The sequence below is a fragment of the Aminiphilus sp. genome (assembly GCF_029975095.1).
Taxonomy (GTDB): Bacteria; Synergistota; Synergistia; order Synergistales; family Aminiphilaceae; genus Aminiphilus.
Genome location: NZ_JARKPW010000067.1, coordinates 1 through 15,010, shown reverse-complemented (window position 1 = coordinate 15,010; position 15,010 = coordinate 1). Strand labels below are relative to the sequence as shown.

The window sequence follows — 15,010 nt, the reverse complement described above, 5'->3', positions numbered from 1 at the left end:
CTCTCCCTCCTCGATGCCTGTGTGCAAATGTTTCCGGTCGGTCTGTCCGGAGACGGATTTTTCCGTTTAGCGTACTCGTTCCGGTGTGTCCGGCGAGAAGCACTCCCGTCGCTCCGCGTTGTCGACACCGGAAGCGTTCTCCCGTCGGCACACCCAGAGACCGTAGCCAAGGGAGCGGCAGGGTGGACGCGGCGGCTCCAGGATGCCTTCCCAGACGAGCCGGGCCGTGCATTCTCGGAGCAGTGCGGAGTGATCCTCGAAAAGCAGAAGCGCGAATCCGTGCTCCGAAAGGGCTGTTTCCAGCTCTTTCCGGGAACGGGCTCCCTGTGCGCAGGACTCCCCTCCTCCACCGCAGGGTTCACCGCGGCGGCGGAAGAGGTCTGTCACGCCGAGCCTGCCGCCGTGTCTCAGGACGCGGGCGATTTCCCCGAGGACGGGAAAGAGCGATTCCTGCAGGGAAAGAACACATTCGCAGACCACACCCTCGAATATTCCCTCCCCGAAGGGAATGCGGCGGAGATCCCCCTTCATCACCGGACCCTTCGCCGCAGCCCGGCAAAGAAGATCCGAAGATCTGTCCAGCCCCACGGCGCGGACGCCCTGCTCCTGGAGCAGTTCAAGTGTCGCTCCCCCGCCGCACCCCGCGTCGAGAACGGCCGTGCCGGAAGAAAATCCGCACAGGTCGAGCAACCGGAGGGACAGTGCCTTTCCGCCGGGATGCAGGGCCTCTCCCATGACGGTACGCCACAGGGGGTGTTCGTAGGGAAGCGGCACTACTTGTCCTCCAGGATTTTCTCCACTTCGAGCATCTTGCCCAGGGCAAGGGCTTCGGGAACGAGGACGAGTCCGCAGACGGTGCATGCGGGCAGTTCCACCTCGAAGCGACTGCCGAGATAACGGGCGGCCACCTTCCGGGGTTCGAGTTCGCCGCCGCAACCGCACCGCCAACCTGTCTCGTCCTTGAAACTGAGTCCCGTCTCGCCGCTCATGACAAAACCTCCACAGTCATGCGATGGCCCCATGCGTTGACGATCCGAAAGGAAGCCCCTTCGTTCCGGTATTCCACCCAGAAGGTGACGTTGCCGATGCGCGAGGTCGCCAATGTTCTTCCATCCGGTGAAACGAGAAGGCGGGCCGAAGTGGAGGCCTCCCAAAGAGTCCGCCGGAGATCGCTGTCGAGGATGTGGCGTTCTTCAAGGCGTCGCCGTATGTCGGGAGACACGATGAGATCCAGATCTTCCCAAGGGTCCGGCGGAAGATCGCAGGTTCCGAGAAGTCGTCGCCGCAACTGTTCCCGGTTGGCCTGTCGCGCGGAAAAACCCACTGCCTCGTAAGGTGCCGCGGGAGGAAAGAAGAGGTCCAGGAGGTGTGCCACCGGTTTGCCCGAGTCGGAGAGACTTTCCCGGCACATGGCGCAGTAGGCGAGAAAATCCTTGTCGCTTTCTCCGAGCCGCCGTCGTACCCCTTTTTCCGCCAGATCGGGATCCACAAGAGACTGGAGACCGCCGTAGCCGCAGCAGCGCGTGGTCTCGCCCGTCATGGACAGCTCCTCGAAGGGCTGTCCCAGTGCCCGGAGAATGTCCCGAACGGCAGTGCGCCAGGCCGGAAGGGAGCGGGTCGTACAGGGATCGTGGAGCGCGAGCGGGTCCGGCAGGGGGTGTCCTGGAGGCAGTCCCTTTTCGCGGAGTACTTCCCAGAGGGAAAGAAGAGATGTTTCCGGAAGCAGGCGACGAAAAACGTCGCTGCAGGAAGAACAAGCGAGGATCAGCGGGGGATTTCCGAGGGAAGCCAGGGTTTCCCGCAGAGTGTCGAGAACCTTCTGGAGCATGTCCCTTCGTCCTGCCCACCAGGCCGGAGCGCCGCAGCACCCCAGGAGCACTCCAAGGGTTCCGGAAAAACGTTCGTCCAAAAAGGAGACAAGTGCCTCGGTTTGTTCTGGCATGGTGCCCGCGAGCTGGCATCCCGGAAAGAAAAGGGCCTTCGTTGCCGTGCGGCCCGGACGAAAGCCCGCGGCCCGCGGGCCGTTCGCCTGCTCCATGTCCAGCAGGGCGAACTCGTGGGCCGAGGGAGGCATGAGGCCGCGCTCCACGAGTTCCTCCCGGGCGGCGCGGCAGAGGTCCGCCATGGAGAAGTCGTTGGGGCAGAGCGTTTCGCAGAGGCCGCAGAGCGCGCAGGAATTGATCATTCTGTTCGCCTGGTGGTATCCCTGGACGACGGCGAAGTTGTTGTAGATTTCTCTGGCGTACGCCCTGGGATAGCGCTTGTAGGTCTCCAGAAAAACGCACTCCCCTACGCAGTGACGGCACTCGCACTGAAGACAGCGCCGGGCTTCCTCCGCGGGGTCGCGCCTCGGGGAGATCGATTCCACATCGCGGAGCGGCGTGTGGAGTCGCGTCGCGTCGGAGAGTTCCTTCTCTCTGCCCGAGGAGAGGGAAGCCCCCTGGAAAAATCGGTCCAGGGAGTTCGCTGCGCGCTTTCCATCAGCCGCCTCCCAGGCGGGAGACGGCGATCCGTTCCGGAGAAAACCTCCGGCAAACAGTCCTCCGGTGGCCGTCTCATAGGTAGTGGAATCCACTGTCCCGACGGTGGCGAGATGCGCCATGGCAGGATCGTCCATGCCCAGGTAGGCCGCCTCGCCCTCCCGGAGGGCCGGGAGAGAGAGGGATTCCCCACCTGTGCGGGTCACGCCGAGCTTCTGCAGAAACGCCCATGTCTCGGCGAGGATGTTTTGCGGAAGGATTTCCTCGGGGAGGGCGAGAAGGCGCCCTCCCGGCAGTTTTCCCGTGAATTCCAGAAGAACCCGATACCCCTTCTTGGCCAGCTCACAGGCGCAGACCAACGAGGAAAGGCCGCCTCCGAGCACGGTGATGGTTTTATCCCTGGGAGGGAGGCACAGGGGTGGGGCGGCAGGGCTTGTCCTTTCGAGACAGGCCTGTTCCAGCCGGCCGAGCTCCACTGCTCCCCCCGTTTCGGTTCTAATACAGGCGTTTTGGCAGGGATGGTCGCAGATCCGCCCCAGAATGTCCGGTAAGGACATGGTCTTTGCCAGGATCTTTCGGGCTTCGCCGAAACGCTCCTGCGCCATGGCGGCACAGAAAGACCGTACGTCCACCTTGAGGGGGCAGGCGGCCTGACAGTAAGGGAGTTCTTCCTGAATACAGCGATGCTCCAGATCTCTGAGCAGATTCTGTTCCATGGATCGCCTCCAGAGGAAAAGACGTTTCCGACGGTTCGTTTCCCCTGTGAAGGGCGGCGAACCGTCAGAGAACGCGGAACAAAGGTGCGGGTCCGAAACGTCGTGGTTCCGCGACAAACCGGCTCCAGTCCTGAATTTTCGGGTTTCCGGAAGAGGTGTTCCCCCGCTCTTTCGTTCAGAGGCGGAACGGGGGAACGGAGGAGAATTTGCCTAGACGTGCTCTCCCTTCAGTCCTGCGAGAATCTTTTCCGGAAGTGCGGGAAGCCGATGGACCCTTACGCCGCAGGCGTTGTAAATGGCATTGCCGATAGCGGCGTGAGGGCTCGAGAGAGGAAGCTCTCCCACTCCTGCCGCGCCGAAGGGGCCGAACTCGCGCGGATAGTTCTCGAAGTAGACGATCTCGATGTTGTCCGGAATGTCCTTGATGTAGGGGAAGCCGGCGCCCGGGAGCGTGGAGTGTTTCTTGATGTCCTCGAAATCCTCGGAAAGAGCGAGGCCGATTCCCTGGGCTATGCCGCCGTAGATCTGCCCGTCCGTGACGAGCCGGTTGTTCACCTTGCCGATGTCCGCCATGAGGGTCATCTTGTCCACGGTGACCTTTCCGGTCTCGGTGTTCACCGATACCTCGGCGAGGAAGACTCCGTACATGTAGACCACGAAAGGTTTTCCCTGCCCCTTTTCGTTGCAGGCTACGCCGGGAACGGTAAATTTCCCTACGTATTTCACGGGTTTTCCCGCTTCGGTGGCTTCCGCGTAGGTCATGCAGGTGCCGTCAGCCTTACGGAGTCCCGCCACCATTTCCGTGCAGGCCACGCGGATTGCGCCCCCCGTGAGAACCTGCTGACGTGAGCCGCCGGAGGGACCTGAATTGGGCGTTTTCGACGTGTCGGGCCAGGTGAAACGCAGCCGGTCCGGGGTGATGCCCAAGGGACGCAGTGCCTCGTGAGCGGTGCCGATGGCGCCCATGTCCGCTCCCTGACCGTGATCCTCCCAGGCGGTGACGATAGTGACGGTGTCGTCGGGGTTGAGCACCGCCCAGGCCTCGGAGCTGTCCGGTCCGTCAAGGCCGCAGCCATAGCAGGCCATGGCGAGACCGACGCCTTTCTTGACCGTGCCGGTGGATTCCTTCTTTGCCTTTTCCTTCGCCGCCTCGTATCGAGGTTTCAGTGCCTCGAGCATTTCTGGATAACTGAAGACCTCCGGTTCCTGACCGCTGGGATTCGTCGCACCGGGGCGGTAGCAATTCTTGAACCGAATCTCCCAGGGGTCCATGCCGAGCTTTTCCGCCAGTTCATCCATAAGAAGTTCCGACGAGTAGAGGGATTGGGGGGAACCGTAGGCACGGAAGGCGGAGCCCCATGCGTGGTTCGTGCACACCGTGCGCCCTGTTCCTTTGATGTTGGGAATATCGTAGCCCGCACCCATGAACTGGGCGCCCCGAAGGGTGAGCAGGTCGCCGAACTCGGAATAGGGACCGTGGTCCACGATGTAGTCCGTCTCCATGGCGAGGAGTCGGCCCTCATTGTCGGCGGCGTACTTGATGTTCACGAAGAAGGGCGAGCGCTTCCCCGTGTAGGTCATGTGCTGGAAGTAGGTGTACCGAAGGAAGCAGGGTTTTCCCGTGGCGAGGGTGGCTGCGCCGACCAGGGCTTCCATGGTCGGGCTGAACTTGTAGCCGAAGGTGCCCCCCATGGGGTTTGACACGAGGGCGATCTTGTCGGGTTCCACGCCGAGCCCGGGGGCGATCATGTAGAGGTGCAGATGGGCGCCGATGGTCTTGGAGTGGATCTTGAGAATTCCGTCGTCCGTCATGTAGGCGAAGCCCACGTCGGGCTCGATGGTCATGTGGGGTTGTCTTCCCACGTAGAAATCGTCCTCCACGGTGACGGCGGCCTTTTCGAAGATAGGTCCCGTGGGGTCACCCTTCTCCAGGTTCTGAATGTAGTAGATGTTGGGCGTGCCTGGATGGATTTCCAGGGCGTCCTCCGCCATGGCTGCGGGAGCGCTCATATAGGCGGGAAGGACCTCCAGGTCCACCTTGACCTTCTCCGCCGCCGCGCAGGCGTTCTCGTAGGTGTCGGCGCAGACGATGGCGATGGCGTCGCCGAACTGGAAGATCTTCTCGTCGCAGAGAATGGGCCGGTCCCAGCCGTCTCCCTTATTGGTAGGGAACGTGATGAGTCCCGTGATGCGGTTCTTCCCCTTCACGTCCTTGTGGGTGACCACCTTACGGACGCCGGGCATCTTCTCCGCCTCGGACGTGTCGATGCCCCGGATGTTCGCGTGGCTCACCGTGGCCTGTACGAGCGCGAGCTGCAACGTTTCCTCAGGAAGCTTCAATCCGAGGTCTGCGCCGTAATCGAGCGTTCCCGTGACCTTGGCCACCGCAGTAGGACGGGGATAGGTGCCGCCCCAGATACGACCGTTCTCGGGGAGGCGGTATTCCAGCTCGCTTTCGTTCATTTCGCCGCGAAGCACCTTCGCCGCGGCCATCACGGCATCGACGATGGGGATGTACCCCGTGCAGCGGCAGGCGTTCCGGTTCACATGGAACCACTCCCGGACCTCTTCCCGGGTCGGCTTGGGATTTTGGTCGAGAAGTGCCTTTGCGGAGACGATGAAGCCGGGCGTGCAGAAGCCGCACTGGGCTGCACCGAATGCGACCCAGGCCTTCTGGAGCGGGTGCAGCTTTTCCGGAGAGCCGATGCCCTCGATGGTGGTCACGCAATCCCCCTCGGTGATTCTGTTGATCTTGAACACGCAGGAACGAACCAGTTTCCCGTTGAGAATGACATTGCAGGAGCCGCAATGTCCCGTTCCGCATCCCACTTTGGTCCCCGTGAGGCCGAGCTGTTCCCGCAACACCTTTGCCAGGGTGTCTTCCCCATTGGCAATGACGTTGCGCTCCACACCATTGACAAAGAAACGTTTCTGAAGCATCGTTCCTCAACCCCCCTTGTACTCTCTTTTGTACATCCTGTAATTTCCATCCCTGCCCGCTCGTACGCTCTCATTCTGCTTCATGGGGTGGACGGAGAAGAACCGCTGCGTTTCCATGCCCCCCATCTCTTTACCCCTGTTGCCCCGGTCGTTCTTCCTTCACCACCTCCAAAGAAAAAGGGACTGCCCGTGCGCAAAGACGGCAGTCCCCAAAGAGGAACATTCTTCTCCGCCTTCCTTGCCAAACACGGGAGGCGTGTCCGTTTCCAGACACACCCTGACGGCTGCATGCCATGAGATCGCTCTTGTAGGCACGGCAGCTCGGAAGGTCTATTTTTCGATTGTGATACCGAGCGAAAGGGCCCGCTTACGTCCCTTTCAGTCTGATCCTCCGAAAGAGAGAGGGAGGAGCCCCCACCCTTTCCGGGGATTCAGCGGTCGGCTTACTTGAGAAGAACCGCTGCTCCTGCGTCAGCGCAGCGTTCGTCCTCATCAATGGTGCCACCGCTAACGCCGATGGCGCCGACGATGACCCCGTCCTTGTTCTTCAGCGGAACGCCACCGGCGAAGAGGATGACGCCGTTGTTGGACACTTCGATGCCGTAAAGAGGACCATCGGGGAGGGATGCGGCGCCGAGCTGGCGGGTGGTCATGTTGAAGAAGCGAGCGGTCTTCGCCTTTTTGATGGAAATATCCACGCTGCCGATGAACGCACCGTCCTGGCGGGCGAAGGCTTTCAAGTTGGCCCCCGCATCCACTACGGCGATGTTCATGGGCACTCCCTGGGCGACTGCGTCGGCCAAGGCGGCCTCAAGGACCATCTGGGCCTGCTTCAGGGTGAGATCTCCGGGAAGCTGAAGCTTGGAAACATCCGCTGCCATCGTTGTTCTCCTCCTTTGTGAATGGAAAAACTCATGGAACTTCAAATATTTTCCTGTGAATGAAGAATTCTGTCAAGTGATTTTGAGAAGCGATGGCTTTCTTTTGAAGATGTATATTGTGCACCGCTCCGTGTGGCGGATGTGACGGTTCGAACCGGGACTTTCTTTTGAAGATGTATATTGTGCACCGAGTCAAAGGATGACAAGATGCTGATTCAAGACATTATTATATAATCTAATAAAAGTAATTTTTCGAGATTTTTATACTGAAAAAAGAACAAAACTGGACAAAAGAGGACAAAAGAATTTCCGTCTCGAAAAATTCTTTGAGCAACTCCTTGGATTGAGCGCCGTTCCTCGGATTTCGAAGAAGAATGTGTTGTTTGGGCGGAAAGAAGTTGTGTGCGTCAAGCCTGCGCAAAAAGGTTTTCATGGTGTTCGGCAGCCGTCTGCGGCGATGAGCCACACCTTTCGGCGATGAGCCACACCTTTCCAGGAGTGCCTTTTTGTGTTCGATCAACAGGTCTGTGTTGAGGAGCGGATATGGATTCCTGCGCGCTCCTCTGCGGAGGAAGAGGGGTTTATGGACGAACCCGTTCCGGGCACGCGCATGAAGACGTGGCGTACCCGGAGCGGGAGGAGATCATCCCAGAAAGGGGCGTCTCCAGTTTGTGGCGGGAACAGTGGTCTCCTTGATGTTCCGGGGTGAGAGCCACCGGGTGAGATTGTTCCAGAATCCCGCCTTGTCGTTCGTCCCGGAATGACGGGATCCTCCGAAGGGCTGACGCCCCACCACGGCTCCCGTGGGCTTGTCGTTGATGTAGAAATTGCCCGCGGCGTGCCGGAGGAGACATTCCGCCGTGGCGATGGCGGCGCGGTCCCCGGCGAAGACAGCCCCCGTGAGAGCGTATTCCGTGGTGGCGTCGCAGAGGCGGAGCGTCTCCTCGTAGGCGTCGTCGGGGTACACGTAGACGGTGATCACGGGGCCGAAGATCTCCTCGGTCATGAGCTTCCCTCGTGGATTGGACGTGCGGATCACCGTGGGTTCCACAAACCATCCCTTTCGGTCGTCGCAGCCGCCTCCCAGGAGAAGCGTGTATTCCTCGGGATGGTTCCGGGCATAGTCGAGATAGCCCTTGATCTTGCGGAAGGCCTCCTCGTCGATGACGGCTCCCATGGTATTGCCCAGGTCCTCCACGGGGCCCATGGAGATGAGGGGAACCTCTCTCCGAAGGTACTCCTCCACGTTGCTCCAGAGGCTCTCGGGAACATAGGCCCGGGAAGCGGCGGAACATTTCTGTCCCTGCAGTTCGAATCCGCCGCGCAGAAGATTCGCTCCCAGGGCGATGGGGTCCGCCGACGCGTGGGCGAAGATGAAATCCTTTCCTCCCGTCTCCCCCACCACGCGGGGAAAGGAGCGATAGTGTTCGACGGAGGAGCCGATGGTCTGCCACAGCGTGAGAAAGGTTGCATAGCTTCCGGTGAAATGGAGGCCGCTCAGGAGAGGGTGGCGCAGGACCGTGGCTCCATCGGCGCTGGAGAAGGGAACGTAGTTCACCACTCCCGGCGGCAGTCCCGCCTCAAGGAGGAGCTCCATAATGAGGTAGTTCGCGTAAAGAACGCTCTTCGCAGGTTTCCAGAGGACGACGTTGCCGCACATGGCGGGGGCTGTCGGCAAATTTCCCGCAATGGAGTAGAAGTTGAAGGGAGTGACGGCGACGATGAACCCTTCCAGGGGACGCCAGTCGAAGCGGTTGATCTCCCCCTGTCCTTGAAGGGGCTGCTCCTGATAGATCTCGTGGAGGTAGAAGACGTTGAAGCGCCAGAAATCCACGAGTTCCGCGAGATCGATCTCCGCCTCGAAGGGTGTTTTGGAGAGATTGGTCATGATGGCTGCGATGTGCTCGGTGCGCCGTACCGTGGCGAGCATGTCCGCGGCACGTTGAAAGACTGCCGCTCGTTGATACCATGGTGCGGTGGACCAGTCCTTCCATGCCTTGAGGGCGTTCTCCACGGCGGCCTCGAGTTCTCTCGACCCTGCAAGATGTGCATTCCCCAGGAGACGTGTCGCATCGTGGGGAACGCGAAGCGGGATCGTTTTCCCGGTGTACACTTTTTCCCCACCGATGAGACAGGGCAACTCCAGGGGTGTTTTCCTCACTCGTTCCAGTTCCGCGAGCAGGCGTTCCCGCTCGGGGGAACCAGGGCCATAGGTCACAAGAGCATCCGCGTCATTTTTGGGACGATCCATTTTCCACATGGAACCCTTCCTCCTTTATGCACAGATTCCACCAGGGGTGTGGATATGTGGATAAGAAATGTGGATATCTATGGAGAAAAAAGCCTTCGAGAGGCTGTCGTTACCGAATTGTCACGTCCAGCGATGCCTGTGGAAAAAGAAGTCGAAAGAAAAACGTGCCACCATATCGCCTCTTTGCAGGAGTGTATTTTCGGGAAAAGAGTCCCGGAAAGGCATCGATTTCATGGGCCTAAAGTCACGATCTGAGTAGGATCCCTGAGGATGATTTCCGCTCCTTCTCTCCCTGTTTGGACCTTTCCCACCAAGACTAATTTGCCCGATGCAAGTGCGTCCAGAGATGGAAGGTGCGGTCTGTCGCTTTCGTAGACTACTATTGCCGTGTGTCCTTTCTTTTCGAAGAGAAGATGGCGCGTTCCCTTTTTTTCCATCCTTGCCGCGCGGAACTCCAGCGTGATGAAACAGCCTGCGAGAGTGGGCAGCTCCGCCCAGACCTGCTCTCCCGTGAAATGTCGTCCCGCAGCGGCGTTCCAGAGGCCGCGCCGCTGTTCCCGAGCCTCTCGAAAGGCGTCACGAATACGATTCACATAACGGACATTGGGCGGCAGCGTGAACGGCATGGCCACTCCTCGCCGAACGAGTTCCTCGTTCACGAGCACCTCGCCGCCAGACCCTTCGGTCCACACATAGGCGAGGAGGCGATTGTAACGGTCCCGACGTTCCACGTCCTCTTCCAGCCGAACTTTTTTCCCCAGGACAAGATTTTTGTTCTCCAGCGCGGCGATCCTTCCGAGTTCCTCTTCTCCACGGGTGGGATGGTGCAGTTCCGGCGTGTCGATGAGGAGATAACGAACTTTCTCGCTTTTTCCGTCCTCGGTGGTGACGACAATGGTGTCTCCGTCGATGACCTGCGTAACACGACCGAGAGAGGCATCTCCCCTGTCGAAAAAATGAACGGTTGCGACGAGAAGTGCGAGGAGGAGGGCTGACAGCGGTTTCACCCGGAAGTAGTTTTTCAGAATGCGGGGAAAAGCGGAGCTGCGCCTCAAGATTGACCTTCCTCTCCCGGGGCAAGGCTTGCCTGGTTCTTTATCACCGCCTGCTCCTTCTCTGTCGGAGAAACGCGAGGATCCTTTCCGTGTTCCGGAGGAAAGGGAAGGAGTGTCGGGGAGGAAGCGGGAAGAAGGGAATGAACACGCCAGAAGACGGAAGGGCAGGACAAAGGATTTCCTCCTGCTTCGATATATGTGAGAATAGAGGTAAAGTCCCTTTCGGACCAGGCGGGGAGAAGAAGGTGTGTGATACCCGCCTCCTCCAGCACTTCCGGCGACCAGGGAACTCCAGGACCCTGAAGAATGCATCCTTCCATGGTTTTGAACGTGGACATGAGAGAGAGGATTTGTCTGTCCCGAAGTGCTTCGGCGCTGATCCATGCCCAGGAGCACGATCCGGCGAGGTGCGCTCCGGACCAGGAGGGAAAAACGTCGGGAGCGGAACGAAGGTCGTCGAAGATCGCCAGGCTCCACCCCCACTCTCGAAGAAGCGGAACCAGTTCCGCGTCATAACCGAGGAGCGCCACTTTTTCCCCTCGCGGAAGAGATCGGAGTGTTTCGATGGGGAAACCCTCTTCCGGCGGGGGAAGCAGCGCCGCCGCCGCCGCGGATGCGGCGGCGAACTCCTGTGGAAAGGGCGAGACGAGCAGTTCCGCCAATCCCCGGGCGCTCTGGCGAAGAAGGTTCTCCGTATGGGAGTGAACGCTGCGGAGCACTTCGTGACCGGGCAGTGGCACGGTGCCGATGCCGCATCGTCCATCCCGAAGGAGCACGCAGCTTCCGTGCCATCCGAGGACGAGCCGTTCCACGACGCCGTCGGGAATGCTGCGGATGTGATCGAGAATCTTCTCGTACAGTCGCATGAGGTCCTCCCTCTCGTGCATGGGATTTTCGGGCTGAATGTGCCCTCGCATCATTCCGTGGTTCCTATGGTATCGTATTTCTCGAAAAAGACACGAGTGAAACCTTGAAGACGTTCTGAGCAAATCCCTTCACGCCTTCCGTGCATGTCGCTCTCTTGAAGGACGATGGAGGAATTTGCCGTGGCGATGGTTTTGCCCGACACATTCTGAAACGGGGCGCAAGAGTGACACACGCGGCGGCACGTGCTCAGTGATCCTTGAAAGGCGGATTTTTGAGAAAAAGCAGAACATGATGTGCAATTGGCTGGCGAACAGAAAAGGAAACCCTGATCAAGGAGGAATCCCCCTCTCTCGATCATAGGTCGCATCGCGTTTTTCCGAGGTCGGCACGGGATTTTTCAGAGGCTCCAAAAATGTGACAGAATACGGAAGGGCATGCCTTGTTCCTGAGGGAGTTTGCATCCTGTGGGTGAAGAAGAAACGAAAGGAGTTCCGAGCATGATCGTGTTGGATGAGAAACAGGAAGCCTTATTGCGCCGCTATGTCTCTCTTCTTGTGGAGGCAAACTCCCGAGCCCGGTTGATCGGTCCTTCCGATCCGGAGGTCATCTGGTCGGAACATGTCCTGGACTGCCTTGCCACGAGAGACATTCTCCCCTCGCAGAAAGGCTCGGTCCTTGATCTTGGCTCGGGGGGCGGATTGCCGGGAATGATTTGGGCCGTATGTCGCCCGGAACTTCAGGTCGTGCTCTGTGACAGCATCCGAAAAAAGGCGGAGCTGTTGCGTTCCATGGCGGCATCCCTCGGCCTGGAGAATGTGCGGGTCGAAGCGATCCGCTCGGAAGAACTGGCTGCGCGGGAACGCGAAACGTTTCTGCTTGTCGGTGCGAGAGCGTTGAGCCATCTTGGAACGGTTGCCGAATTGTGCGCGCCTCTTGTGCGGAAAGGTGGTGTCATTCTCGCAATGAAGGGACCGGGCGTCGAGGCGGAGCTGGCGGAGATCCGAAACCCCTGGACCTTTCTCGGTCTGTCATCTCCAGAGATGACGTCCTATGAACTGAACGGTAAATCGCGGTATCTCGTTCTGCTGCACAAGAACGCGGCATGTCCTTCCGCCATTCCACGAAGACCCGGAATGGCGGAGAAGCATCCCTGGTGGAGGTGAATGATTCGTGCGAGTTTTCGCTGTAGCCAATCAAAAGGGAGGCGTCGGCAAGACTACCTGTTGTATCAATCTCGCCGCGGCATTGGGTACATTGGGCGTTGAAACGTTGGTTCTCGACATGGATCCTCAGGGCAACTGTACGAGTGGATTGGGCATTGAAAGAAAGAACCTCTCGAAGAGCATCTATCATGTTCTCGTCGAGGGCGCGAGTATGGAGGAAGTGCTCGTTCCCACCGCCTGGAAAGGAGTTCATCTTGTTCCTGCAACACTCGATCTGGCCGGAGCGGAGGTAGAACTGGCGGGAGCCATGAGCCGTGAAAATCGCCTGCGCCGTCAGCTCCATTGTTCTCATGCCTACGATCTTGTTCTCATCGATTGCCCGCCCTCTCTGGGGTTGCTCACGGTGAACGCCCTCGTGGCGGCGGAGAAAATCCTTGTTCCCATCCAATGCGAGTATTTCGCCCTTGAAGGAGTCGGCCAGCTTACCCGCACCGTTCGGCTCATTCAGGGATATTTGAACGAGGCACTCGCGCTCGGCGGTGTGGTGCTCACCATGTTCGACGGGAGAACGCGCCTCGCGAAGGAGGTCGCCGAGGAAGTACGGCGTCAGTTCGGCTCGGATGTTTTCGAAACCATCATTCCAAGAAACGTTCGCCTCTCTGAAGCTCCGAGTTTTGGACAGCCCATTTCCTATTACGACCCTGCAAGTGCGGGAGCCGACGCCTATGACGCACTGGCGAAGGAGGTGCAGGCGCGATGGTTCGCGGAAAAGCGCTAGGAAAGGGACTGGAAGCGCTTCTTCCCGAGCATGAGGGAGGAGAACAGCAGAAACACTCCAGGCGTATCCACCTTGCCGACCTCGTTCCGAATCCCGAGCAGCCGAGACGTGCGATGGATCCTGATGCATTGCAGTCTCTTGCTGAATCCATCCGGGAACACGGAATCGTACAACCTCTCCTCGTTCGGGAATCCCCCTCCGGGGGATATCAAATCGTGGCAGGTGAACGACGCTGGCGCGCGGCGCGCATGGTCGGCCTCGAAGATGTTCCCGTACATATCTTGAACCTGAACGATGGAGAAGCCCTTGAGGTTGCGCTGGTGGAAAACATTCAACGAGAGGACCTTTCCCCTCTTGACGTTGCCGACGCTCTTGCGACCCTTATCGACAAATGCGGCCTGACTCAGGAAGAAGCAGCCACACGGGTAGGCTGGAGCAGGAGCGCGGTGACGAACAAACTACGACTGCTTCATCTTCCCGAAGAAGTGCGACATCTCCTCCGGGATGGGGCGCTCTCGGAAGGTCACGCGAGAGTTCTGCTTGCGTTTCCTCCGGAGACGATGTTTTCCACGGCGCAGAAAGTTGTCGCACAGGGCATGTCTGTTCGAGAACTCGAGCATTTGGCCCAACGAACGAGCGTGCCCAGAAAGGAAAAGAAACCGAAGAGAGAGACGGCTTTTTGGGAAGTGACGCAACGACTGGAGGATCGATTCGGGACGAAAATCAAGATATCGGGAAAAGGCTCTCGGATGCAACTAAAACTGGAGGGCCTTGACAAAGGCCAAGTCGGAGCCTTGCTGGAGATTTTGGAGGAGCGCGGAACGCAATTATTTCCCGGGAAATAGTGTTCCTCCGTAGAGTTCAGATGGACAGCGCACCGTTCTTCTCTGCAGAGGAGGGCGGTGCGCTGTCCATCTCAAGGAAGCTGTGCCGCCACGCCACATCTTTTTCAGGCTGCACACTCGGCACAGCATGGCACAGCACAGTCCGGTAGAAAAGAACCTGTGGCGGATCGCTTTGAACGAAAGACATGGAGCGCCATGCCTTTCGGGTCGTTCATGAGTCTGTAGCGAGAGAAGCTCTTTTTTCAAAGCTGTTCTGTATGACACGGAAGGGAGTGACGTGTCTGGACGTGTTGTTGTCTGCCGCGAAAAATACGAAGGGGAACCGTTTCTGACGGAAAGACGGGCGGATGGTGTGACTCCTTTGCAGCTGCCTTTCTCCATGTGCAAAGGAGAGTGCTTCTGTTATAAGTGAACGCAATCACGACATGTTTGTGATTGTCCACATCATGGTTGTGTTGGTTTGAAATGTCCCGCATCGTCGACCGGTTGTTTTGTGTATGCAAATGAACCAAAAACTTTTTTCTTTGTGGTGTATAAAAGCGAAGAGATGAAGGAGTGCTTTGCTGAAGGACAAGCTCAAGGGAAGGATGTGAAAAGGATTGGGGGTGTGCGCGGGTAAGGGCACGGAACTTCTCCTTCGATGGGAAGGAATGTTTCACGTGAAACACCCGTGCCTCCCTATTCTGTTTCTCTGATCCGGGGTGATCTTCAACGGAAATAAAGAGGTTTCCAATCGAGAGTGATGTTTTTCCGTTTACCTTTGGTGAGAAGTGCCGTTCATGTGCAAGTTTTCTTCGTCTTTCGAGGCTGTTTTGATGTCTCTCTCGACAGGGGAAGGTGTGCACCGTAGACCTTGCTGCTTTTTCTCGGAGATTATTTCTTAGTCCTTGTTGCGGTTGGAACGTATAGCTGCACTGTCAAAGAATGCTCCCGCTGTTCTTGTTGCGGTTGTAGTGCAGCTTCATGACGAGAATGCACCTCCCGGGATTCCCGGTGTTGTCGAAGGGTATGTTTCACGTGAAACATACCCTTCG

At 58.5% G+C, this 15,010-nt stretch carries 11 protein-coding genes and 1 riboswitch; of the genes, 3 read left to right on the top strand and 8 right to left on the bottom strand.

Annotated features, from left to right (window positions below; genetic code table 11):
- Positions 1-66 precede the first annotated feature (66 nt).
- The 8 genes from trsM to Q1K49_RS04185 form a co-directional block, all read right to left on the bottom strand.
- On the bottom strand, positions 67-774 hold the full coding sequence (trsM, locus tag Q1K49_RS04220; RefSeq protein ID WP_300523158.1) for a DVU_1556 family methyltransferase: 708 nt from the start codon (positions 772-774) through the stop codon (positions 67-69).
- Positions 774-989 (bottom strand): DVU_1557 family redox protein, encoded by a 216-nt coding sequence (locus tag Q1K49_RS04215; RefSeq protein WP_213693933.1) that lies wholly within the window; start codon positions 987-989, stop codon positions 774-776. The genes trsM and Q1K49_RS04215 overlap by 1 nt, the downstream gene beginning before the upstream one ends.
- Complete coding sequence (locus Q1K49_RS04210) at positions 986-3,196, bottom strand: pyridine nucleotide-disulfide oxidoreductase/dicluster-binding protein (protein ID WP_300523155.1); 2,211 nt, start codon at positions 3,194-3,196, stop codon at positions 986-988. Before Q1K49_RS04210 ends, Q1K49_RS04215 begins: the two co-directional genes overlap by 4 nt.
- Positions 3,197-3,406: 210 nt before the next feature.
- Positions 3,407-6,136 (bottom strand): molybdopterin-dependent aldehyde oxidoreductase, encoded by a 2,730-nt coding sequence (locus Q1K49_RS04205; protein WP_300523153.1) that lies wholly within the window; start codon positions 6,134-6,136, stop codon positions 3,407-3,409.
- A 218-nt stretch (positions 6,137-6,354) separates the two neighbouring features.
- A riboswitch (molybdenum cofactor riboswitch) is annotated at positions 6,355-6,475 on the bottom strand.
- A 104-nt stretch (positions 6,476-6,579) separates the two neighbouring features.
- Positions 6,580-7,017 carry a heme-binding protein gene (locus tag Q1K49_RS04200; protein ID WP_300523150.1) on the bottom strand — a complete coding sequence of 146 codons (438 nt, stop codon included), beginning with the start codon at positions 7,015-7,017 and terminating at the stop codon, positions 6,580-6,582.
- A 643-nt stretch (positions 7,018-7,660) separates the two neighbouring features.
- Positions 7,661-9,277, bottom strand: a complete 1,617-nt coding sequence (gene pruA / locus Q1K49_RS04195) for an L-glutamate gamma-semialdehyde dehydrogenase (protein ID WP_300523147.1) — start codon at positions 9,275-9,277, stop codon at positions 7,661-7,663.
- Positions 9,278-9,498: 221 nt separating this feature from the next.
- Positions 9,499-10,323 carry a thermonuclease family protein gene (locus Q1K49_RS04190; RefSeq protein WP_300523144.1) on the bottom strand — a complete coding sequence of 275 codons (825 nt, stop codon included), beginning with the start codon at positions 10,321-10,323 and terminating at the stop codon, positions 9,499-9,501.
- Positions 10,320-11,189 carry a DUF364 domain-containing protein gene (locus Q1K49_RS04185; RefSeq protein WP_300523143.1) on the bottom strand — a complete coding sequence of 290 codons (870 nt, stop codon included), beginning with the start codon at positions 11,187-11,189 and terminating at the stop codon, positions 10,320-10,322. The genes Q1K49_RS04190 and Q1K49_RS04185 overlap by 4 nt, the downstream gene beginning before the upstream one ends.
- 498 nt (positions 11,190-11,687) lie before the next feature.
- Between Q1K49_RS04185 and rsmG the strand changes: the two genes are divergently transcribed.
- From rsmG to Q1K49_RS04170, 3 genes are read left to right on the top strand one after another with little or no spacing between them, the layout of a single operon-like run.
- Positions 11,688-12,353, top strand: a complete 666-nt coding sequence (gene rsmG, locus Q1K49_RS04180; protein WP_300523140.1) for a 16S rRNA (guanine(527)-N(7))-methyltransferase RsmG — start codon at positions 11,688-11,690, stop codon at positions 12,351-12,353.
- Between the two features lie 7 nt (positions 12,354-12,360).
- The gene (locus Q1K49_RS04175; protein WP_300523137.1) at positions 12,361-13,131 is read left to right on the top strand and encodes a ParA family protein; all 771 of its coding nucleotides are present in this window, start codon (positions 12,361-12,363) and stop codon (positions 13,129-13,131) included.
- On the top strand, positions 13,110-13,976 hold the full coding sequence (locus Q1K49_RS04170; protein ID WP_300523134.1) for a ParB/RepB/Spo0J family partition protein: 867 nt from the start codon (positions 13,110-13,112) through the stop codon (positions 13,974-13,976). Before Q1K49_RS04175 ends, Q1K49_RS04170 begins: the two co-directional genes overlap by 22 nt.
- The last annotated feature ends 1,034 nt before the right edge of the window (positions 13,977-15,010 follow it).

Coding starts and splice junctions, on each gene's coding strand:
- Q1K49_RS04215 (WP_213693933.1), bottom strand. CDS start 989: ATGAGCGGCGAGACGGGACTCAGTTTCAAGGACGAGACAGGTTGGCGG.
- Q1K49_RS04210 (WP_300523155.1), bottom strand. CDS start 3,196: ATGGAACAGAATCTGCTCAGAGATCTGGAGCATCGCTGTATTCAGGAA.
- Q1K49_RS04205 (WP_300523153.1), bottom strand. CDS start 6,136: ATGCTTCAGAAACGTTTCTTTGTCAATGGTGTGGAGCGCAACGTCATT.
- Q1K49_RS04200 (WP_300523150.1), bottom strand. CDS start 7,017: ATGGCAGCGGATGTTTCCAAGCTTCAGCTTCCCGGAGATCTCACCCTG.
- pruA (WP_300523147.1), bottom strand. CDS start 9,277: ATGTGGAAAATGGATCGTCCCAAAAATGACGCGGATGCTCTTGTGACC.
- Q1K49_RS04185 (WP_300523143.1), bottom strand. CDS start 11,189: ATGCGACTGTACGAGAAGATTCTCGATCACATCCGCAGCATTCCCGAC.
- rsmG (WP_300523140.1), top strand. CDS start 11,688: ATGATCGTGTTGGATGAGAAACAGGAAGCCTTATTGCGCCGCTATGTC.
- Q1K49_RS04170 (WP_300523134.1), top strand. CDS start 13,110: ATGGTTCGCGGAAAAGCGCTAGGAAAGGGACTGGAAGCGCTTCTTCCC.